The 18,828-nt window shown below is 69.7% G+C and carries 21 protein-coding genes; 12 read left to right on the top strand and 9 right to left on the bottom strand.

The window, feature by feature from the left end:
- Positions 1-10: 10 nt before the first annotated feature.
- The gene (locus tag VMD91_14495; GenBank protein ID HTW85276.1) at positions 11-904 is read right to left on the bottom strand and encodes a hypothetical protein; all 894 of its coding nucleotides are present in this window, start codon (positions 902-904) and stop codon (positions 11-13) included.
- 65 nt (positions 905-969) lie between these two features.
- Between VMD91_14495 and VMD91_14490 the strand changes: the two genes are divergently transcribed.
- Both VMD91_14490 and VMD91_14485 read left to right on the top strand, forming a co-directional pair.
- Positions 970-1,272 carry a hypothetical protein gene (locus VMD91_14490; GenBank protein HTW85275.1) on the top strand — a complete coding sequence of 101 codons (303 nt, stop codon included), beginning with the start codon at positions 970-972 and terminating at the stop codon, positions 1,270-1,272.
- A complete protein-coding gene (locus VMD91_14485; protein HTW85274.1) occupies positions 1,269-2,039 on the top strand; it encodes a hypothetical protein in 771 nt (256 codons plus the stop codon). The genes VMD91_14490 and VMD91_14485 overlap by 4 nt, the downstream gene beginning before the upstream one ends.
- Here the strand turns inward: VMD91_14485 and VMD91_14480 are convergent.
- Positions 2,036-3,241, bottom strand: a complete 1,206-nt coding sequence (locus VMD91_14480; protein ID HTW85273.1) for a glycoside hydrolase family 125 protein — start codon at positions 3,239-3,241, stop codon at positions 2,036-2,038. The genes VMD91_14485 and VMD91_14480 overlap by 4 nt on opposite strands.
- Before the next feature lie 146 nt (positions 3,242-3,387).
- Here VMD91_14480 and VMD91_14475 point away from each other — a divergent pair, with 146 nt between their 5' ends.
- The 8 genes from VMD91_14475 to VMD91_14440 all read left to right on the top strand — a co-directional run bounded on the left by VMD91_14475 (position 3,388) and on the right by VMD91_14440 (position 11,190).
- Positions 3,388-4,158, top strand: a complete 771-nt coding sequence (locus VMD91_14475) for a hypothetical protein (protein ID HTW85272.1) — start codon at positions 3,388-3,390, stop codon at positions 4,156-4,158.
- Positions 4,159-4,253: 95 nt separating this feature from the next.
- Positions 4,254-4,904, top strand: coding sequence for a sigma-70 family RNA polymerase sigma factor (locus VMD91_14470; GenBank protein ID HTW85271.1), 651 nt, complete (start codon positions 4,254-4,256; stop codon positions 4,902-4,904).
- 5 nt (positions 4,905-4,909) lie between these two features.
- The gene (locus VMD91_14465) at positions 4,910-5,644 is read left to right on the top strand and encodes a methylated-DNA--[protein]-cysteine S-methyltransferase (GenBank protein HTW85270.1); all 735 of its coding nucleotides are present in this window, start codon (positions 4,910-4,912) and stop codon (positions 5,642-5,644) included.
- Positions 5,645-5,909: 265 nt separating this feature from the next.
- Complete coding sequence (locus tag VMD91_14460) at positions 5,910-6,611, top strand: hypothetical protein (protein ID HTW85269.1); 702 nt, start codon at positions 5,910-5,912, stop codon at positions 6,609-6,611.
- Positions 6,601-8,499, top strand: coding sequence for a hypothetical protein (locus tag VMD91_14455; GenBank protein HTW85268.1), 1,899 nt, complete (start codon positions 6,601-6,603; stop codon positions 8,497-8,499). Before VMD91_14460 ends, VMD91_14455 begins: the two co-directional genes overlap by 11 nt.
- A 12-nt stretch (positions 8,500-8,511) precedes the next feature.
- On the top strand, positions 8,512-10,152 hold the full coding sequence (locus VMD91_14450; GenBank protein ID HTW85267.1) for a peptide ABC transporter substrate-binding protein: 1,641 nt from the start codon (positions 8,512-8,514) through the stop codon (positions 10,150-10,152).
- Positions 10,153-10,180: 28 nt separating this feature from the next.
- Positions 10,181-10,729: a phosphoribosyltransferase family protein gene (locus VMD91_14445; GenBank protein ID HTW85266.1), complete on the top strand. Its 549-nt coding sequence runs from the start codon at positions 10,181-10,183 to the stop codon at positions 10,727-10,729.
- Positions 10,730-10,989: 260 nt separating this feature from the next.
- Entirely contained in the window at positions 10,990-11,190 is a 201-nt protein-coding gene (locus tag VMD91_14440; protein ID HTW85265.1) for a hypothetical protein, read from the top strand.
- Positions 11,191-11,375: 185 nt separating this feature from the next.
- Here the strand turns inward: VMD91_14440 and VMD91_14435 are convergent, their stop codons facing one another.
- The 3 genes from VMD91_14435 to VMD91_14425 are packed head-to-tail and all read right to left on the bottom strand — an operon-like array spanning position 11,376 to position 14,332.
- Entirely contained in the window at positions 11,376-12,209 is an 834-nt protein-coding gene (locus VMD91_14435) for an MBL fold metallo-hydrolase (GenBank protein ID HTW85264.1), read from the bottom strand.
- A complete protein-coding gene (bcp, locus tag VMD91_14430; protein HTW85263.1) occupies positions 12,146-12,607 on the bottom strand; it encodes a thioredoxin-dependent thiol peroxidase in 462 nt (153 codons plus the stop codon). The genes VMD91_14435 and bcp overlap by 64 nt, the downstream gene beginning before the upstream one ends.
- 15 nt (positions 12,608-12,622) lie before the next feature.
- Entirely contained in the window at positions 12,623-14,332 is a 1,710-nt protein-coding gene (locus tag VMD91_14425; GenBank protein ID HTW85262.1) for an NAD-binding protein, read from the bottom strand.
- Here VMD91_14425 and VMD91_14420 point away from each other — a divergent pair.
- Together VMD91_14420 and VMD91_14415 are read left to right on the top strand one after the other, a co-directional pair.
- Entirely contained in the window at positions 14,331-14,906 is a 576-nt protein-coding gene (locus VMD91_14420) for a hypothetical protein (GenBank protein HTW85261.1), read from the top strand. The genes VMD91_14425 and VMD91_14420 overlap by 2 nt on opposite strands.
- A complete protein-coding gene (locus VMD91_14415) occupies positions 14,903-16,351 on the top strand; it encodes a metallophosphoesterase (GenBank protein ID HTW85260.1) in 1,449 nt (482 codons plus the stop codon). Before VMD91_14420 ends, VMD91_14415 begins: the two co-directional genes overlap by 4 nt.
- A gap of 10 nt (positions 16,352-16,361) precedes the next feature.
- Here the strand turns inward: VMD91_14415 and VMD91_14410 are convergent, their stop codons facing one another.
- Genes VMD91_14410 through thiO form a run of 4 tightly spaced genes read right to left on the bottom strand, consistent with a single transcriptional unit; the run spans position 16,362 to position 18,820 of the window.
- Positions 16,362-16,679, bottom strand: a complete 318-nt coding sequence (locus VMD91_14410) for a rhodanese-like domain-containing protein (GenBank protein HTW85259.1) — start codon at positions 16,677-16,679, stop codon at positions 16,362-16,364.
- A complete protein-coding gene (locus VMD91_14405; protein ID HTW85258.1) occupies positions 16,676-17,479 on the bottom strand; it encodes a thiazole synthase in 804 nt (267 codons plus the stop codon). Before VMD91_14405 ends, VMD91_14410 begins: the two co-directional genes overlap by 4 nt.
- A 10-nt stretch (positions 17,480-17,489) precedes the next feature.
- Entirely contained in the window at positions 17,490-17,690 is a 201-nt protein-coding gene (gene thiS / locus VMD91_14400) for a sulfur carrier protein ThiS (protein ID HTW85257.1), read from the bottom strand.
- Positions 17,687-18,820, bottom strand: coding sequence for a glycine oxidase ThiO (thiO, locus tag VMD91_14395; GenBank protein ID HTW85256.1), 1,134 nt, complete (start codon positions 18,818-18,820; stop codon positions 17,687-17,689). The genes thiS and thiO overlap by 4 nt, the downstream gene beginning before the upstream one ends.
- Positions 18,821-18,828 lie beyond the last annotated feature (8 nt).

The following is an 18,828-nucleotide window of genomic DNA, read 5'->3' as shown; positions in this document are numbered from 1 at the left end:
CTCGCGGCGATCAGATCTTGATGTAGTCGTGCTGGTCGATGACCGGTCCGTTGGCGCCGCGAACGACGTGATAGGTGGCGGCGTACGCGCCGCGCGCGGTGCTCAGCTCCGCTTCGATCGTCACCCCTTGCGCGTCGACGTGGCGCGTGCGCAGCGAGGTGATGCGCGCACCCGAGTCGAGAAAGGCTTGTTCCGTCAGCTCGACGTTCGGGTCGCCCGGGCTCGCCCCGAAGGCGGCGTACGCGGCGTTCTCGTCCCCGCCGATGATCGCGTCGAGGTACCGGCGGACCGTGCCCTGCGCCTGCGCGGCGAAGGTGTCGGCGGTGCGCTCGACCGGGCGCGCCGTCGGCGCGCGTTCCGCGTACGTCGGCAGCGTGGGCTCGACGCGCGGCGCCGGCGTGATGACGACGTCGGTCGGCACCGCGCGCGGCGCCGCGGCGAGGCGGTGCGGCGTCGCGGGCGGCGCGGCGGTGGATGCGGCGGTGGCGTGCGGGGTCGGCGCGGCGGTCGCCGCCTTGGCCAGCGCCGCCGGCGTCGCGTTCGCGTGCGGGGTCGCGCTCGCCGCCGGCGTCGCCGTCGCCGCGGGCGTGTTGGTCGCCGCGGGCGTGGCGGTAGGCGCGAGCGTCGGCGTCGCCGTCGCGCGCGCGACGAGGGTCGCCGTCGCAACCGGTCCGCGCGTCGCCTGCGCGACCGGCGTCACGATCGGGAACGCGCCGGTCGGGCTCGGCGCGGGACCGCCGCCGTTCTTGCTCTGCAGCGCGGAGAGAAAGGCACCGATGCCGAGTCCGGCGACGACGACGCCGATGCCGAGCGCGATCGTCGGCAGGAGTCCGCCGCCTTCGCGCGACGTGGAGCGACGCGGCGGCGACGACGGCGAACGGCGGCGACGGGGCGGTTCCGGCATCGCCGCCGAGTTCCGCGGATACACCGGGAAGCCCCCTGCCCTTGCGGGAATCATCACCCTCGAGTATGCTCCGGGTCGCTGTTCCCATCGACGTAACGACCGTCTCGTGCACCGCATCGGCCGCATTCGCGCTGGCCACGCCGCTACGCGTCGGCGACTTGCTCGCCGCGGCCGTCGTCGAAGCGCTGGGGCCGCGCGCACCGGCGGACAAGCGTGCGCGCGTGATCGCCTCGACGTTGGCGGGGCTGCGCGACCGTACGTTCATCGTCGAGATCGACGGCCGTACGTACACGGACCCCGACGACGTCGCGGTGTGCTCGGGTACCGTCGCTCTGCGTTTCTTCCTCCGACGCGCACTGGCCGCGTGAACGCGGCCGGAGACGGCGAGCGCCTCCCGTCGACCATCGGCGGGTTGGTGGACCTCGCCTTGGAGAGCGTCGTCACCCGCTTCTGGCTCTACCTCGCGCTGGCGCTGGTGATGATCGGCGCGACCGCGGCGATCGAGTATCTGATGCCGGCGCGCGACATGACCGCGTTCGAATGGCGCACCGAGTTCGTCGAGTGGGCGACGGTGCTGATCAGCGCGTACGCGATCGCCGTCGTCGCGCTCGACGTCGGCAGCCGCGTCGCCGGCGAGCGGGCCGAGACCGGCGCGCTCGCGCGCGGCGCGGCGCTGCGTTTCGGACGCGTCGCGGTCGCGGCGATCCTCTTGCAGTTCGTACTGGACAACACTGAAGTCGCCGGCGCGCTGACCGGTCCGCTCGATCCGTTCGCGCTGGCGCTGGCGCCGTTCGTGTGGTTCTTGTGGGGCGTGCTCGGCTTGGCGCCGCCGATGGCGGCGCTCAGCGGCGAGCGGGGTGCCTTCGCCGCGCTCTCCAGCTTCGTCCGCGCCGCCGGCTTCAGCCTCCAGGCGGCGAACCTGCCGCGCTTGGCGCTGCTCGCGCTGCTCGCGGTCGCGCCTTCACTGCTCGCCATCGTGCTCATCGACGCGCTCGGCCCCAAGGTGCCGACGATCTCGCACGCCTACTTCTGGTGCAACGCGCCGATCGAAGCGCTCACGCTGGCGCCGCTGACCGCGGTACAGACGGCGTTCGCGCTCGACTTCGCCCGCCGCGCCGGCCGCCTCTCTCGCTAAGGCGACTGCGCGTAGAGCTCGCCGCGGCGGGTCAGCACCAGTTCCGCGTACAGCGCGTTGGGCCACGCGAAGTCTTCGCGCGTGTACGCTTCGGGCCAGTTGGCGTTGAACGACTCGTGCAAGCGGTGGTCGCCGACGTCGGACGCGGCGATGTAGCCGAAGACGCGGCCGACCTCGGCCTCGTCGGTCGCCGTCAGCGCCTCGACGCACAGCGCGAGCGGCCACACGTAGCCGTGCGGGGTGTGCGGACTGCCCTCGCCCTGCGCGTAGCGGCCGCTGAAGTAGTACGGGTTGCGATCCGAGAGCGCGAACTTGCGCGTCGCCAGGTACAGCGAGTTCGTCTTGGGCAGGTAGCCGAAGTACGGGATCGAGAGCAGCGAGGGGATGTTCGCGTCGTCCATCACGTTGGCATGACCGCGCCCGTCGACTTCGTACGCGTAGATGCGGCCGAACGGCTTGAGGTCGAGCGTCCCGTACTGCTCGATGCCGCGCTGGATCTCGACCGAGAGACCCCAGGCGTTCTCCGCCATGCGGTTGTCGTGCCAGACGTCGCGCGCGAGGTCGGTCAGATCGCGCATGACGACCACGGCGAACATGTTGACCGGGATGTTGAAGTGGTAGCGCACCGGGTCGTCCGAGGGGCGGAACGCCGTCCACACCATCCCGGTGTAGCGCACCGGACTCCCGTGCCCGCCGTTGGCGAGCTGCGGGTTCGTGTAGTGCGACCGCTGCGGGTGGTGCTGCTCGACCCGCAGGGTCGCCAGCACTTTCTCGAACGCGGCTCGGACGGTGGGCGTGAAGATGCTCCGGTCTCCGGTCTGCCGGTAGTAGTCGTAGGCGAACCAGATCGGGTAGAGCAGCGAGTCGACCTCGAACTTGCGCTCGGTGACCTTGTAGTTGCGCGAGAAGGCGTTGGCGTAGGGGTCGATCAGGATGTACTTGGCCTGGCGCGCCACCACGCCGCGCAGGGTCGCTTGGACGCCGTTGTCGTGTTGCGAGAGCCCGATGTACGGTTTGACGATCGCGCTGGCGTCGCGCAGCCACTCCGAGTCGATGTCGCCGGTCGAGACGTAGGTCGTCCCGTCCCGCGTCAGGGTCGCGTGCCGCTGGATCGTCTCGTCGTAGGCGGTCAGATAGAGCCGATCGAGCTTCGCGTTGAGGCTCGGGCTCAGGGTCAGACCGCCGACCGCACGCGCGGGCATCGCGCTCGTACCTACGGCCAGCGCGACGGCTACGGCGAGGAGTCGACCTAGATTCCGTCTGAGCAACTCACCGTACATATCGGCACGTTTCCGTAGTACCATAATCTGGGAACGTAAAACACCTGCCCGTCCGTCCGAGGAACCCGATGACTTTCCGCCGCCGCGCCGCATGCGCCGGCTCGTTCGCGTTTCTGCTCGCCATGGCGGGAAATGCCGCCATAGCAAGCGCGGACCAAGCTTATGCGGTCAGCGGAAAGGACGTCTTCCAGCTGGGCGGGCACGACGAACGGACCCAAACCCAGTACACGGGGGTCCAGCAACTCGTGATCACGCGCACGGGTACGCAGACCCAGTACGTCGCGCGCGTCGAGTACGACAAGCGAACGGACGGCGCCGATCAGCATGCGACCGCGTCGTACACCTCGACGCTGCTGCCGTCCGGCCAGATGGAAGACGGACAAACGAACGATCCCGACTATCTGACCGTGCTCGATCAACCGTTCGCGGTCCAGCTCGACGCGCCGACCCTGCGTGATCTGGGTCACGTCAAGCGCCCGGTTCCGTTCGAATTTCCCTCGCCGATCACCGGCGCGCCGCTGCGCGGCACGCTGCGCCGCGTCCCCGACGCGACCGTCGGCGGGGTGCGCGCGATGGGAATCGCGTTCGAAGCGACCGGTCCGCTCCATGGGTCGCTGCCCGACCACCCGCAATTGGCGCTGGCCGGCCACATCCACATGAGCGGCACCGCGTACTATGCGTATGACACGGCGCTCTTGATCGCGCTCGACGCGACGCTGGAGATCGCCGGCAACCTCGACGCCGACGCCCAACGCTCGCCGGTCTCCATCCTGTATCAACGCTCGCTGCGACCGCTCGCCCAGCAGGCGGCGCGCGCCCCCACGCCACGGGCCTCCTAAGGAAATCGTTGCCAGGCCCTTGGTTCCCGAGGGCGTGGCGTCGCGGGTAAGGAACAGCCGCAACCGGCACTCCCAGGCTCCGGTCTTGGACCCTGATGAGTGCGCTCGCAGCACCGATCTTCGGAGACCGCTACCGCGTGACCGCACCGGCGACCGTGAACCGCCCGGTTCCCGGCCCCGAATCATTCGAGTCGATCGTCGACGACTATCAACGTCGGCTGTACGGCTTCGCCTTGCGCATGACCGGCAACCGTGAGGACGCCGAGGAGATCGTGCAGGACGCCTTCGTGCGCGCCTATCGGGCGCTGGCGAAGATGGACCCGCAGCAACGGGCCGAGCTGCGCTTGCAGCCGTGGCTCTACACGATCACCTTGAACGTCACCCGCAACCGGCTGCGTTCGAAGCGCCCGACCAACGTCGCGCTCGACGCGCTGGCCGACCCCGACGCGCTGCTCAACGAGACCCAAGAGGGTCCCGATCAGCCCGAGCAGATCGTCGACCGCGCGGCCGACATGGTGTTGGTCGAGCAGGCGCTGCTGCAGCTTCCGATGCATCTGCGCGCGGCGGCGACGCTGCGCTTCATCGAAGGACGCAGTCATCCCGAGATCGCCGAGATCCTCAACCAGCCCATCGGCACGGTGAAATCACACGTTCACCGCGCCGTGCGAATTCTTCGCCGGATCCTCGGACCCCAAGTCGGACGCATCGTTCCGAACGATCGTCCCGTCACCGAGGAAGAGGAGTGAACCCCATGCGCTGTGCCGACGTCGAACGGCTCTGGGACGAGATGCGCGAGGGGGTCGAGCCGCGCCGCGAGCACGTGCTGGCCCACCTACGCGGCTGCGCCGTCTGCCAAGAGATCTACCGCGAGAACGAAGGCATCGCGTACTGTCTGACCTGTTTGCCGCCGGTCGAACCGCCCGGCAGCATGGTCCCTAAGATCCTCGACCACATCAAGCAGACGGTGAAGATCGTCGCGCCGGACTCCGTCTCGACGGTCGAATCGCCGATCGGCACGCTGTTCGTGGCGTTCCGGCACTCCGGCATCACGGCGATCGCGATGGATCGCGGCGAGGGCGAGGAAGCGGTGCTGACCCGGCTGCAGCGTCGCCTGGGCCGCGCGGTCGTCCCCTCGCAAGCACCGCAGTGGGTGCGCGACACGGTCGACGTCTTCTTCCGCACCCACCGCCCCGATCTCGCCAAGGTCGATATCAGCGAGCTGACCGCGTTCGAGCAGTCGGCCCTGCGCGCGGCGGCGACCATTCCGCCCGGCGAGGTGCGCTCCTACGGCTGGGTCGCCGAGGCGATCGGACAACCGGCGGCGGCGCGGGCGGTCGGACGCGCGATGGCGCGCAACCCGGTGCCGCTGCTCTACCCCTGCCACCGCGTCGTCGACGCCAGCGGCGCGTTGCATCAGTACGCGTACGGCGTCGAGGTAAAAGCGCGAATCCTCGAGCTGGAAGGGTATCACCCCGTCCGCCGCTGAATGCGGTGGTCACACGACGTCCGCGGCTCCTTCAGACGAGAGACGAACGAAGGCTAACGAGCGGACCCAGAGGAGGTGGTCATCGTTTCTAGTGACAGTTCTTACCAAGGTTCTACGATGATCGGAGGTTCGGCGCCGTAGCCGACCTCAAACCGAAGAAAACCCCTCTCGGCCGCCCGGCAACGGGCGGCTTTTTTTCGGCCCAGCGGAGGGAGCGACCGAGCGCCGCAGGTCCTTCACGGATTTCGCAGAAAACTTTCGTTTCGTGTCCCGGCACGTTTTACTGACCGGCTTCGAACCGTTCGGCCCCCACACGGTCAACCCCAGCGAGCTGCTCGTCCGCAGCTTCGAAGGCCGTACCCTCGCCGGGTACACGCTGGCCACGCGAGTGTTTCCCTCCGAGACGCGCACCCTGCGCGACCGGCTGGAAGCCGCGCTGGCCGAGACGCAACCGGCTTTGGTGCTGGCCTGCGGCTACGCGCCCGGCCGCGCCGGGATTGCCGTCGAGCGGGCCGCCCTCAACGTGCTGGACTTCGAGATCCCCGACGCCGTCGGGACGATGCGCAAGAACGACCCCATCCAGCGCGGCGGGCCCGACGCCCGGCTGGCCACCCTGCCGCTGACGGAGATCGTCACCGCCTGGCACGCCGTCGGCGTCCCCGGCTACGTCTCGAACTCGGCGGGCACGTTCTTGTGCAACCAGATGCTCTACGAAGCGCTCGCGCTGACCGCGAACGCTTCGCCGCCGGTGGCGACCGGCTTCATCCACGTCCCCGCGCTGCCGGCGCAAGCGATCGAGCAGGGTGCGGAGCGGACGCCCTCGATGACGCTCGATCTGATGCGCAAGGCGCTCGAGTCGGCGATCGAAACGACGCTCAGCTGGCTCGACGCGCGGCCCGCGCAGCCGGCCAAGAAAGCCGGCGACAAGATGTGGATTCCCCGCGGACTCCGAGAAGTTGAACGATAACACCGAGCGCGACGACCCGCGCCTGTACGCGATTCCCGACGTCCACGGTCACTGCAAAGGCGAACACAAGCCGTACGCCGAGGAACGCCCGCTCCCGCTGACCGCGCGGATGCTGTTCCTGTGGTTCTATCACGCGTGCCGGCGCGGGTATCCGCGCTTCCTGATGGTCGCGGACCACATGAACTACCTGACGTTCGAAGATCCGGCGTCGGTCAATCTCGTGCGGCGCGCGCTCAAGCTGGCGCAGGCCGGCGATCTCTACGGCGCGGCCGAGACGGCCGGCGTCGACGTCGGTCACGCTGCGGTCGTCAGCGAGGGCTTGCGCCGCGGCATGCGCTTCTCGATCGGCGCCGAGGTCGACAACGACCCGCGCTCGCGCCCCGACGCGCAGAACATCGTCGAAGCGATGCGCCCCGACGCGATGATTCGCTCGGTCCACTTCTTGCCGATCACGCACCCGGTGCACGGCGAGAACTGGAGCTGGCCGTTCGACAACCCGGAGTTCCAGGAGTTCTTCGACGTCGTCGGCACCGACCAGACCTGGGAGCTGTACGTCGCCGCGCTGATCGACGCGATCGAACGGCTGCCCGGCCACATCGTCGGCCACTTCTACGTGCCGGCGGTGTTCGGCCATTGGCCCGAGCAGGCGAAGCTCGAAGAGTACGAGGACCGCATGCTGGCCGCCGCCGGCGCACGCGGAATGGCGGTCGAGTTCAACACGCGCTTCCTGTACCGCGAGCACTCCGACGAGGACAAGGCGCGCTACCTCGAGGCCAACAAGCGGCTGTTGCGCAAAGCGCGCGACCGCGGCGTCGGCATCGCGATCGGTTCGGACGCCCACTCGCCGCGCGACCAGGGCGGCGCCTTCGAGATCGTCCTCGACGTGCTCGACGAGCTGGAGATCAACGAGCTGGTCTTCCCGATCGGTGGTCTGCTGCGGCGCGTCGCGCTGCGCGTCGTCCGCGAGCCCGAACCCGAGCCCGCGCCGGTCCCCGAGCCGCCGCCGCCACCGCCGGTCGAGGCGGGACCGCCCAAGCGCGCCAAGGCGCCGGTCGAACGCGCGCCCGCCCCCGTGCGTGCCGAGCAGGCCGCACCCGAACCCGCTGTCCCCGCCGAGGCCGCGCCCGCCGCCGCCAACGGCACCGCGTCGACCGAAGAACCGGTCCGGCCCGCGCCACGGCGACCCAAGCGCCCCGCCCGCCCCGCCGAACCGGCCGTTGCCGCCGCGCCGGGGCCGGCGCCCGAAGCCGTCGCCCCCGCGGTCGAACCGGTCGCCGAGGCGCGCCCCGCCGCACCCCCGCACGCGAACGGCAGCACCGCCCCCGCTCCGCCGGCCGCCGAGCAGGCAGCCCCGAGTCCGGCGCCGGTGAGTCCCTCGCCGGCGGCCCCGGCGCGCAAGCCGCAGGCGCCCGCCAAGGCCCCCGCGCCCAAACCGATGCCCGCCAAAGCGGCGCCCGCGAAGCCCGCGCCCGCGAAGCCCGCGCCCGCCAAGCCCGCGGCCAAGCCCATCGCCGCCAAGGCGGCGCCGGCCAAGAAGACGTCCGTCAAGGCGGCTCCGGCGAAGCCGGTCGCCAAGCCGAGCGCGAAAAAGTCCGCCAAGCCGGCCCCCAAGCGCGCGGCGCCCAAGCCGGCGGCCAAGAAGGCGGGCAGCAAGCCCGCCGGCTCACGGCCGGCCAAACCGGCCGCGAAGCCGGCACCCAAGCGTGCGGCTCCCAAGCCGGCCGCAAAAAAGGCGGTCGCCAAGAAGACCGCCGCCAAGAAGGCGCCGGCGCGCCCGGCCTCCGGAAAGAAGGCCAGCGCGAAGTCGGCTCCGGCGCGGAGCGCGTCCGTCCGCAGGGGCGCGCCCGCGAAGAAAACGGTCAAGAAGACGGCCTCGAAGCGCCGTTAGGAGGAATCGGTTTTGCGAAGACTCACGATCGGCGCGCTCGCGTGCGCGCTGGCTCTGGGTGCGTGCACCAAGGTCGGCGATCAGACTGCCGGCGGCACCACGGCGCCGAACGCCGGGACGGTCCCCGGCGAGCTGCGCGTCGCGGTCCAACGCGAGCCCAATAGCCTCAACCCGATTCTCTCCGCGTTCACCATCGAAGGATTCGTCAACCGGCTGAGCTTCGACAACTTGATCGAGGTCGCGGGCGACGGCAAAACGCTCGTGCCGGACTTGGCGACGGACGTTCCGACGACGCAAAACGGCGGCATCAGCAAAGACGGGTTGACGATCACCTACCATCTGCGCCACGGCGTCAAGTGGCAAGACGGCGTGCCGTTCACCAGCAAGGACGTCAAGTTCTCCTGGCAAGCGATGGTGAACCCGAACAACAACGTCAACACGACGGTCGGCTACGCGGACATCAAGTCGGTCGACACGCCCAGCGACGACGTCGTCGTCTTCCACCTCAAGCAGAAGTTCGCGCCGTTCGTCAACACGATCTTCGCCGAGAGCGACAACCCGATCTGCATCGTTCCCGAGCACATCCTGGGAAAGTTCCACGACCTCAACCGCATCCCGTTCAACGAGCAGCCGATCGGGACGGGACCGTTCAAGGTCGCGCGCTGGGTGCGCGGCGATCACATCGAGCTGGTCGCCAACCCCGACTACTGGCGGGGCGCACCGAAGCTCAAAAGCATCATCGTACGCATGATCCCCGACGAGAACACCGAGATGAACGCGCTGCGCTCGCACGACGTCGACTTCATGCTCGAGCCCTCGCCGAATCTCTACACCACGCTCAAGACGATGCCGGGCGTCAAGGTCGTGCTCGACCGGAGCCCGCAGGCGCTGTGGATGCTGATGAACACGACGCGTCCGCCGCTCAACGACGTGCAGGTGCGCCGCGCGATCGCCTACGCGATCGACAAAGCCGCGCTGGTCGACAAGTTCACCGGCGGCTCGGCCTCGATCGCGTGGTCGGATCAGCCGGCGTACTCGTGGGCGTACAATCCGCACGTCACCCAGTATCCGTACAGCGCCGCCAAAGCCAAGCAGCTGCTGGAGCAGGACGGCTGGACGCCGGGCGCCGACGGCATCATGCGCAAGGGCGGCAAGCCTCTCTCGCTGCAGGTCTCGTACAACAGCGAGAACGCGACGCGCCGCTTGGCCGCGGTCGAGATCCAGTCGAACCTGCACGACGCGGGGATCGACGTGCAGGTCAAGAGCTATCCGGGGAACCTCTTCTTCGCCACCTACGGCCAGGGCGGAATCCTCAGCACCGCCAAGTACGATCTCGCCGTCTCCGGCTGGGTGGCGGGCATCGACCCGGACGATCACTCGCTGTACGCGTGCGATCAAACGCCTCCGACCGGCACCAACTACACCCACTACTGCTCCAAAGAGATGGATGCCGACCAGCGCGCTGCGCTCGCCTCGTACGACGAGGGACCGCGGAAGGCAGCCTACGACAAGATCCAGGAGCTGATCGCCAGCGACCAGCCCACCGACTACCTCTGGTTCGCCGTGTTCCCGCAGGCCATCAACCCCGCGTTCCAAGGCTTCGATCCCAATCCGATCAACGAGTCGTGGAACGCCTGGCAGTGGTCGATCTAGCGGGATCGAGCCTGACGAAGGAAGCCCCATGTTCGACGAGCCGCTGAGCCCGATCGCTCGCATCCCGGAGCTGCGCTGGCTCAAGAACATCATCGTGGAGCGCGCGCTGACGCGCGGCGACTATCTGCTCGCCGGCGGCGCGCGCAGCGACTACTACATCGACAAGTTCCGCCTCTTCAGCGACCCGCACGTGCTGCGGCGCATCGCTCGTATGTTCACGCCGATCGTCTCCGACATCAGCCCGCACGTCATCGGCGGAACCGAGCTCGGGGGCGTGATCATCGCCACGGCCGTCTCGCAGATGACCGGGCTGCCGATGATCGTCGTCCGCAAGACCCCCAAACAATACGGCGCCTTCGCCGACGAATACGTCGAAGGCCCGTTCAGCGCCGGCCAACACGTGCTGCTGCTCGAAGACGTCGTCACCACCGGCCGCGACCTGCTGGCGGCGCGCGCGCGCCTCGAAGAACTGAACCTCAAGGTAACACCCTACGCGGTCGTCGCGCGCGGCCTCGCCCCCGTCAACTCGCTGATCCAGTTCTCGCTCCCGAGAAGCGACGCAAAAACCGAGAACTAACCGTCGTGGCAGCGGTTGGTGCGCGGTGCGTTGGCGGGGCCGCTCCCTACGCGCATCCAGCGCTCCGTCGCTCTGCGCTCCGCGCCTACCGCCCTCCGGGCTCACGCCGCTCCGCGACGCCCCGTCAACGCACCGCGCACCAACCGCCCGCGAAAGCTCGCCGAAGGTCTCGATTCTAGATCATAGCGGCAGCCAAGCTCGTACATGGTCGACAACCGTGCTCCACAGGGACGAGCAAGGCAACCATAGGAGCACGTCGCATGAACAAGCACAAGATCGAGCTCACGAGCGGTCGTGTCGTCAGTGTCGATCAGCGCAGCCGTGACGACGTTTGGGCTCTTCTCAATTCCCCTCGCACAGGTTCACGATGGGCCAACCTGTCGACCGTGGGTGCGGACGAGAAGATCAGCGGTTCATTGCTCATTGTAATCGACCAGGTCGTTTCGATCGAAGACGCCTAGTCCGAGCGCTATCCATGGCCGTGCGGTGGGCGGCAGACGGTGCGCTGCCGGGGCCTCGCGTCGTCGCGAAGGCCCGGAAGGCCGAGAGCGACGAAGCGCGGAGCGACCGCAGCGCAGGATGCGCGCAGGGAGCGTCCCCGGCAGCGCAGCGTCTGCCGCCCACCGCACCCGCGAAGCGCTACGGGCTACAGATCGAGCACGCGGTGGTCGTCGGCGACGATGATGTCGCCGGCGAAGATCTCACGGGCGGACTCGTCGAGATCCATCGCGGTGGATTCTTCGCCGTAGTGGGTGAGCACGAGCCGGCGGACGCCCGCGGCCCGCGCCATCTCGGCGGCGTCGACCGCGGTGGAGTGACCACGCATCCCGGCCTCGCATTCGCCGTGGCGCAGGGTCGCTTCGCACAGAAACACGTCGCTCTCGCGGGCCAGCTCCACCACGCGTTCGTCGGGCGCGGTGTCGGCGGAGTAGGTGACGCTGGCGCCGTCACGTTCCCAGCGCACGGCGAAGGCGGGGATATAGTGAGCGGTGTGGGCGAAGCGCAGCGTTGCGCCGTCGATGCGCAGCACAGCCGACGGGTCGTATTCGCGCAGGTCGAAGACATCGCTGAGGAACTCTCCGCCTTCGCTGGCGAAGGCCGAGACCAGCGTGCGCAGCATCGCGGTGCCGCCCGGCGGCAAGTGCACCGGCAGCTTGGAGGTGCGGCGGCGAGAGCCGTAGCGCAGCGCGTAGCGGAGCGGGATCAGGTCGATGAAGTGGTCGGCGTGCATGTGGCTGATCACGACGGCGCTGAGCCGGTCGTAGTCGGCGTAGCGGCGCAGGTTCGCGAGCGCGCCGGTACCGAGATCCAAGACGATCGGGGTCTCACCGTCGTCGACCAAATACGAGCTACAGGCGCGATCCGGCCGCGGGATCGAGGCACTCGAACCCGCGATGGTCAGTCGAGCCGTCGCCGTTAGAGCGATCGGACCGCCTCGAGCACGGCCTTGGCGTGGCCCTCGACGGACACGCGCGGCCACACTTTCACGATCGTCCCGTCGGGGCCGATCAGAAAGGTCGAACGCTGGATGCCGATGCTCTTCTTTCCGTACATGTTTTTTTCGACGATGACCCCAAAGGCATCGCAGATGGCGGACGTCGTGTCGGCCAACAGAGGAAAGTTCACCTCGTACTTGGTGGCAAACTTCTTTTGCGCCTCGACGGTGTCCCGACTCACACCGACGATGGCGGCGCCGGCCTTGGCGAGCGCGGCCTTCTGGTCGCGGAAGGCCTGGGTCTCGGCGGTGCAGCCCGGCGTGTCGGCTTTGGGATAGAAGTAGACCACCAGCTTCTTACCGGCAAAGCCGCGCAGCTGGATCTGGTGTCCGTCTTGATCGCTGGCGCCCACGTCCGGCACCTTCGCACCCGCTTCGAGCAACGCGCCTCCTGATGGCTATGTGTTGGTTGCCGCCAAGGACTCGCGAGTCCCCGCCGGCGGTTTGAATTGTGACATCGGGACCAAGAACAGAAGCCGGTCGTAGGGCTCCATCTCGGCAAAGGAGTCGATGAAGAGGAACGAGCCTCGCCGCCAGACGCCGAGGGGTATGCACAGGTCCGCCGGAGGGGGTTGCGGCACCTCTCCCTGCTGGCGCTCCCCCACGTTGTAGGTGTCCTCGCCGAAGGCGATCCGGCCGCGCGTCCCCGGAAAGCGCGAGAGCATCGCGAAGACGGGCGCGGCCAGGCTGGTCGTCGAGAAGGTCTGGATCGCGTCGAACTGGCTCGCTATCGAAACTGCGAAGGCGTCGTCCTGGACGCGCATCACGACCGGGATCTGCGGGTTGCGGCCGTGTACGCCCAGCGCGACCTCGAGGTTGGCGGTATCCGACTCGGTGACGGCGATCACCGCGCGCGCCGCGCCGAGGTTGCACAGCGCCAAGGTCGCGTCGCGCGTCGCGTCGGCGGTCATCAGCTCGATGCGCCGCGCGCGGGACGCTTCGACGATCGCGGCGTCGGGGTGCGTGTCGATGACGACGACCTTGTGGCCGAGCGTGAGCAGATACTCGACGACGCTCTGCCCGACGTTGCCGACGCCGCAGACGAGCACGTGCCCGTGGGTGTGGATCTGCCGCAAGCCTTGCAGCGCGGTGAACTGTGCCTGCGTGAGCGCGGAGCTGAGGAAGGCGATGAAGATGCCGCTGGCGACCAGGCCGCCGATCATCACGACGTTCGAGGCCAGCATCGCGACGCCGCCGTGGCCCAGCGGCGTGATGTCGCCGTAGCCGGTGGCCGTCAACGTCGTCGCGACGAAATAGACGGCCGTGACGGGGTCGAGTTGCAGCGCGACGCCGAAATACAAGATCGCGAGCACCACGAAAGCGCCCAGCCCGAACACCAGCCGCCGCAGGACCGGGTCGATGCGGCGCGCCGACGCGAGCCGCTTCGTGAACGCGACTTGCAGCCGCCGCAGGTGGTTGTGACGCCGCTCGGTGCGCACGACGTGGCGGGACACGCTGCCGGCGGCGAGCTGATCGACCTTCGCGAACACGACCAGCCGATCGTCGGGTCCCAGCGGCAACGTCGAATCGCTGATCGGCAGCCCGGCGCTGGCGATCACGCGCAGGCGTAGTTTCGCCTGCGCCTCGCGGACCGCCAGCCCGACCACGCCCAGCTCGGCGGCCGTGCGCTCGGCGAATCCGGCCTGCACGCCGCCCGCATCCGGGAATTGCAGCGCATAGAAGCACGACGGGTCGAGCGCGGCCCCGACGAACGAGGCCGCGGAGTGGGAGGCCAGCGAGATCACCGAGCAGTCCGGCAGGTTCTGCTCGAGCTTGCGGCCCAAGGTGCGGTTGAATTGCCGCAGCACGACGCGGATGGTGGGGTTCAGGTCGCGAGCCTTGAGAGCGACCTGCAAGTTGAGGCGATCGTCGTCCGAGATCGCCACGATCGCGGTCGCCTCGCCGACGCCGGCCACGACCAGCGCGTCGTAGTCGTTGGGCGCGTGCGGTACGTACTCGCAATCGATGCGCTGCAGCTTGGCTGCCAGCGCGTGATCGTGCATCCAGACCAAGGCGGCGCGGTGCCCCTGGGTCGCGCAGAGCTCCTCGCAGACGCGCACCGCCAGGGCGTCGCCGCCCACGACGAGGATTAGAGGAACCGAACGCATGACATCGCCTTCGACCGAGTCTCCGCATCCGCTAGCAGCGCGGCTCATCACCGCGCTGCACGAGCATCCTCTCGATGCCCCGGTCATCGAGATAGGTATCGGTTCGGGGCGCAACAACCGGGCCCTGGTACGGGCCGGTGTCCAGGTGGTCGGCGTGCCCGACCAGACGCCGTACACGCAGCTGCCGGGCGGCCGCGCCAACTACGGCGCCGCGCTCGCGACCCACGCCTACCTGCACGGCGAGACCGACAAGGTGCGCCAGGGACTGGCCGAGCTGCGGCGGGTCCTCAAGCCCGGCAGCCGCGTCTATCTGACCTTCGGCTCGATCCGCGACGCGCGCTACGGCCTGGGCATCCCGCACGACGAACGGACCTTCGCGCCGGGCGAGGGCGAGGAGGCCGGGATCCCGCACGCCTACTTCGACCGTCACGGCGTGCTCGAGCTGCTCGAACGCGGCGGCTTTCGGCCGCGCTCGCTCGAGGAGGTCGAGGTCGACGACGTCGTCGGCAGTTGGGCCCATCCCGACGGCTCGGACGGCCGCGTCCATTGGTTCGTCGAGGCGGAGCGCACGTGATCCGGCGGATTGCGCTCTGTGCCGCGCTGGCGCTGCTGGGGGTCGCGCAGGCGGTCCCGATCGGTCCCGGCACGCCGCTGACGCGGATGACGCCGGCGCCCGGGCCGCCCACGCAGCGCTGGCTGCTGGTCAGCGACGTCCACTTCAACCCGTTCGCCGACGCGACGCTGGTCGACAAGCTCGCCGCCGCACCGCCCGCCGGCTGGGAGGCGATCTTCACCAGCTCGGCCCAACGCACGCCCAGCGGCTACGGCACCGACACCAACGACGCGCTGCTCGACTCCGCGCTGACCTCGATGCGGTTGAACGACCCCGCGCCGCTGGTCGTCGTCATCGACGGCGATTTCCTCGCGCACGGCTTCCAGTCGCTGTTCGACAAAACCGCGCACGTCCACACCGACGCCGCCTATCGCGCCTTCGTCGACAAGACGATCGCGTATCTCGCGCTGCGCTTCGGCGAGACGTTCCCCGAGGCGCAGTTCGTTCCGTCGATCGGCAACAACGACTCCTACTGCGGCGACTACAAGAGCGCGCCGGGCAGTCCGTTCTTGGCCCACTTCGCGGCCGCGTGGTCGCCGCTGGTGCACCGTCACGGCGCCTCCGACGCCGCCGACGGCGGCGCCGACGATTTCGTCGCCGGGATCTCGGCCGCCGGCCACTACGTCACCGACGTGCCCGGGATGCACCTGCGTTTGGTGGTGCCGAACAGCGTCGTGTGGTCGGCCAACTACGACGACCAGTGCGGCGACCCGCACCGCAACCCGCCGCAGGCGGAGCTGGCGTGGCTCACCCGCACGCTGCACCGTCCGAGCGCCGCGCCGACGTGGCTCGTGACGCACATCCCGCCCGGGATCGACGTCTACTCATCGCTGCAAGGGAAGACGCCGGTGACGACCTACGCCGCCGCCTACACGAGCGCGGTTCCCGACCTGATCGACGCGCCGTGGGCCGGCGTGCAGACGGTTCTCACCGGCCACTTCCACACCGACGGCTTCCGCATCGTCGGCTTCGGCGGTCCGCACCCGGTGCCGCTGCTGACGATCCCCTCGATCAGCCCGATCTTCGCCAACGCACCGGCCTACGTCGACGCGCGCGTCTTCGAGGCGACGATCGTCGACGCGACGACCTACGTGCTGGCCGGACTGCCCACGCTGGCCACCTCGGGTGCGCCGCCGGCGCTCACGTGGGACGCCGAGTACAGCTACGCCAAGGATCTCCACCTGCCGGGGCTCGACGCCAACGGCCTACACGCGCTGCAGGACGAGCTGGTCTCCGATCCGGCCGTGCGCACCAACTTCGAGAAGTGGTTCGTCTCCGGCAGCCCGGTGGAGTCGATGACGGACACCAACTGGCCCGCGTACTGGTGCGCCGACGTCGACCTGACGGTCGCGGCCTGGCAGACGTGTCTGGCGCAGCAGCCGGGGGCGGCGCACACCCAGCAGTGAACGCGGGCCGTCAGTACCGCGGGACGCTGGGGTCGATCCGCTCCGACCAGTCGTCGATCCCGCCGGCCAGGTTGACGGCGTTGGGGAAACCGTTGCCGTTGAGGAACGCGGTGACGCGGCCGCTGCGGCCGCCGCCGTGACACATGACGACGATCGGCAGATCGTGCGGCAGCTCGCCGAGCCGCTCGGGGACCTGCGCCATCGGAATCGTCGTCGCGCCACTGACGGACGCGGTCGCGATCTCATCGGGCTCGCGCACGTCGAGCAGCAGATGCGGCTCGCCCGCGTCGCGGCGGCGCTTGAGCTCTTCGACGCCGATCTCGGTCATGGACGCTCTCCGGTTTTGGTGACGATCAGATCGCGCGTCGGACTCGACGCGCTGGCGTACGGCTTCCGTTCCATGCGGCCGGCCAGGAACGCGTCGCGGCCGGCTTCGACGCCGGCCTTCATCGCGCGCGCCATGCGCACCGGATCCTGCGCCAGCGCGATGCCGGTGTTCATCAGGACGGCGTCGACGCCCAGCTCCATCGCGATCGTCGCGTCGGAGGCGGTGCCGACGCCGGCATCGACGATGACCGGCACCCGCGCGCGCTCCTTGATGAGCCGGATCGAGTACGGGTTGCAGACGCCCAGGCCGCTGCCGATCGGCGCCGCCAGCGGCATGACCGCGGCGCAGCCGAGCTCTTCGAGCCGCTTGCACGCGATCGGATCGTCGACGACGTACGGCAGCACGGTGAAGCCGTCGCGTACCAGCTGTTCGCAGGCGACCAGCGTCTCGCCGGTGTCGGGATAGAGCGTCTGCGGGTCGCCGATCACCTCGACCTTGATCAGCGCGGTGCCGAGCGCTTCGCGCGCCAGCTTCGCCGTCAGCACCGCGTCCTTGGCGGTGAAGCACCCCGCGGTGTTCGGCAGCACGGTCATGCGCGCGCGGTCGATGTAGTCGACCAGCGTTCGGCCGCTGCGCTCGTCGAGGTGCATGCGGCGGATGGCGACGGTCACGACCTGCGCGCCGCTGGCCTCGTGCGCCTGCTGCATGATCTCGAGCGAGGGGTACTTGCCCGTCCCGACCAGCAGGCGCGAACGGAACGTGTAGCTGCCGATCCGCAGCAGATCGGCGTCGGTATCCATGATTGGTCCTCTATCCCCCGGCCACGGCGACGATGATCTCGAGCCGGTCGCCTTCGCGCAGCGCCGCCCGCGCGTGGTGCGCGCGCGGCACGACTTCGTCGTTGAGCGCGACGGCGGTGCCGTCGCGGCGGACGCCCAGCGCGCCCAGCAGCGCGTCGACCGTCGCGTCGGCCGCGACCTCGCGCGGCTCGCCGTTCACCGTTATCGTCACGAGGTGGCGTTCGCGCCCCTCGCGGCAACCTCCCCGACGATGCGCGTCGGCGCGAAGGGCGCCAATCGGTCCTCGTCGCCGTCGACGATCAAGGCAGCCAAGGCGCGGCCCGTTGCGGGCGCCAGCAAGATGCCGTTGCGGTAGTGGCCGCTCGCGACCAGGTATCCGTCCAGCGCGGTGCGCCCCAGGTACGGCCGGCCGTCGTGCGAGCCGGGCCGCAAGCCGGCCCACGTTTCGACCAGCGCGAACGCGCCGAGCGCCGGCGCGACGGCGAGCGCCGCGTCGAGCAGGTCGCGGATCCCGGCGGCCGTCACCCGGGCGTCGAAACCGCGCTCCTCGACCGTCGCCCCGACCAGCAGCCGGCCGTCCTCGCGCGGCACCAAATAGCGGTGCCCGAGCCAGACCAGCGCACGCAGGGCGGTCGGCGGAACCGCCAGCGCCAGCATCTCGCCGGCGACCGGTCGCACGGGAACGCGCGCGGGCGGCGGGACGCCCGCGAGCTCGCCGGCCCAGGCGCCGGCCGCGTTGACCACCGTCGGCGCCGCGGCGAAGCCGTGCGCGGTGCGCAGCCCGCGCACGCGCCGCGCGTCGGCCTCGAGCGCGAGGCCCTCGACCCATTCGAACCGCACGCCCAGCGCGCGACACGCGGCGACCAGCGCGCGGCCCAAGCGGCGGTTGTCGACCTGCGCTTCGTTGGCCACGAACAGCGCGCCGGCCAGATCGCGCGCCAGCAGCGGCTCGCGCGCGTGCGCGCCGGCGCGGTCGAGCAGCGCGACCTCACCGCCGTTGGCGCGGTACCGCGCGGCGCGCGCGGTCAGCGCCGCCAGCGCGGGCTCGTCGAGCGCCACGTGCAGCGTTCCCTCGCGCCGAAAGCGCGCGTCGACGCCGCTGCGCTCGCGCAGCTCGTCGACGAAGACCGGATACGCGTCCAGCGCGGCGCGGCAGAACGCCAGCATCGCCGCGTCCGGCATCTCCTCGCTGAACGGCGCCAACATCCCCGCGCCGGCCCACGACGCGGCGCGCGCAGGCTCGGCGCGATCGAAGACGGTGACCGCGAGCCCGCGTTTGGCCAGCTCGTAGGCGACGCTGCAGCCGATCAGGCCGGCGCCGACGACCGCGACGTCAGGCACCGGCGCCG

The sequence above is a fragment of the Candidatus Sulfotelmatobacter sp. genome (genome assembly GCA_035504415.1).
Lineage (GTDB): Bacteria > Vulcanimicrobiota > Vulcanimicrobiia > Vulcanimicrobiales > Vulcanimicrobiaceae > Vulcanimicrobium.
The sequence above is the reverse complement of the archived record's forward strand: the minus strand, read 5'-3'. Positions and strand labels throughout refer to the sequence as shown.

What these genes read in the sequence shown, in the direction of transcription:
- VMD91_14465 (HTW85270.1), top strand. Translation starts at nt 4,910, where the DNA reads ATGCGCTGTGCCGACGTCGAACGGCTCTGGGACGAGATGCGCGAGGGG.
- VMD91_14495 (HTW85276.1), bottom strand. Translation starts at nt 904, where the DNA reads ATGCCGGAACCGCCCCGTCGCCGCCGTTCGCCGTCGTCGCCGCCGCGT.
- VMD91_14445 (HTW85266.1), top strand. Translation starts at nt 10,181, where the DNA reads ATGTTCGACGAGCCGCTGAGCCCGATCGCTCGCATCCCGGAGCTGCGC.
- VMD91_14440 (HTW85265.1), top strand. Translation starts at nt 10,990, where the DNA reads ATGAACAAGCACAAGATCGAGCTCACGAGCGGTCGTGTCGTCAGTGTC.
- VMD91_14490 (HTW85275.1), top strand. Translation starts at nt 970, where the DNA reads ATGCTCCGGGTCGCTGTTCCCATCGACGTAACGACCGTCTCGTGCACC.
- VMD91_14405 (HTW85258.1), bottom strand. Translation starts at nt 17,479, where the DNA reads ATGGATACCGACGCCGATCTGCTGCGGATCGGCAGCTACACGTTCCGT.
- VMD91_14410 (HTW85259.1), bottom strand. Translation starts at nt 16,679, where the DNA reads ATGACCGAGATCGGCGTCGAAGAGCTCAAGCGCCGCCGCGACGCGGGC.
- VMD91_14470 (HTW85271.1), top strand. Translation starts at nt 4,254, where the DNA reads ATGAGTGCGCTCGCAGCACCGATCTTCGGAGACCGCTACCGCGTGACC.
- VMD91_14475 (HTW85272.1), top strand. Translation starts at nt 3,388, where the DNA reads ATGACTTTCCGCCGCCGCGCCGCATGCGCCGGCTCGTTCGCGTTTCTG.
- VMD91_14480 (HTW85273.1), bottom strand. Translation starts at nt 3,241, where the DNA reads ATGCCCGCGCGTGCGGTCGGCGGTCTGACCCTGAGCCCGAGCCTCAAC.
- VMD91_14420 (HTW85261.1), top strand. Translation starts at nt 14,331, where the DNA reads ATGACATCGCCTTCGACCGAGTCTCCGCATCCGCTAGCAGCGCGGCTC.
- VMD91_14425 (HTW85262.1), bottom strand. Translation starts at nt 14,332, where the DNA reads ATGCGTTCGGTTCCTCTAATCCTCGTCGTGGGCGGCGACGCCCTGGCG.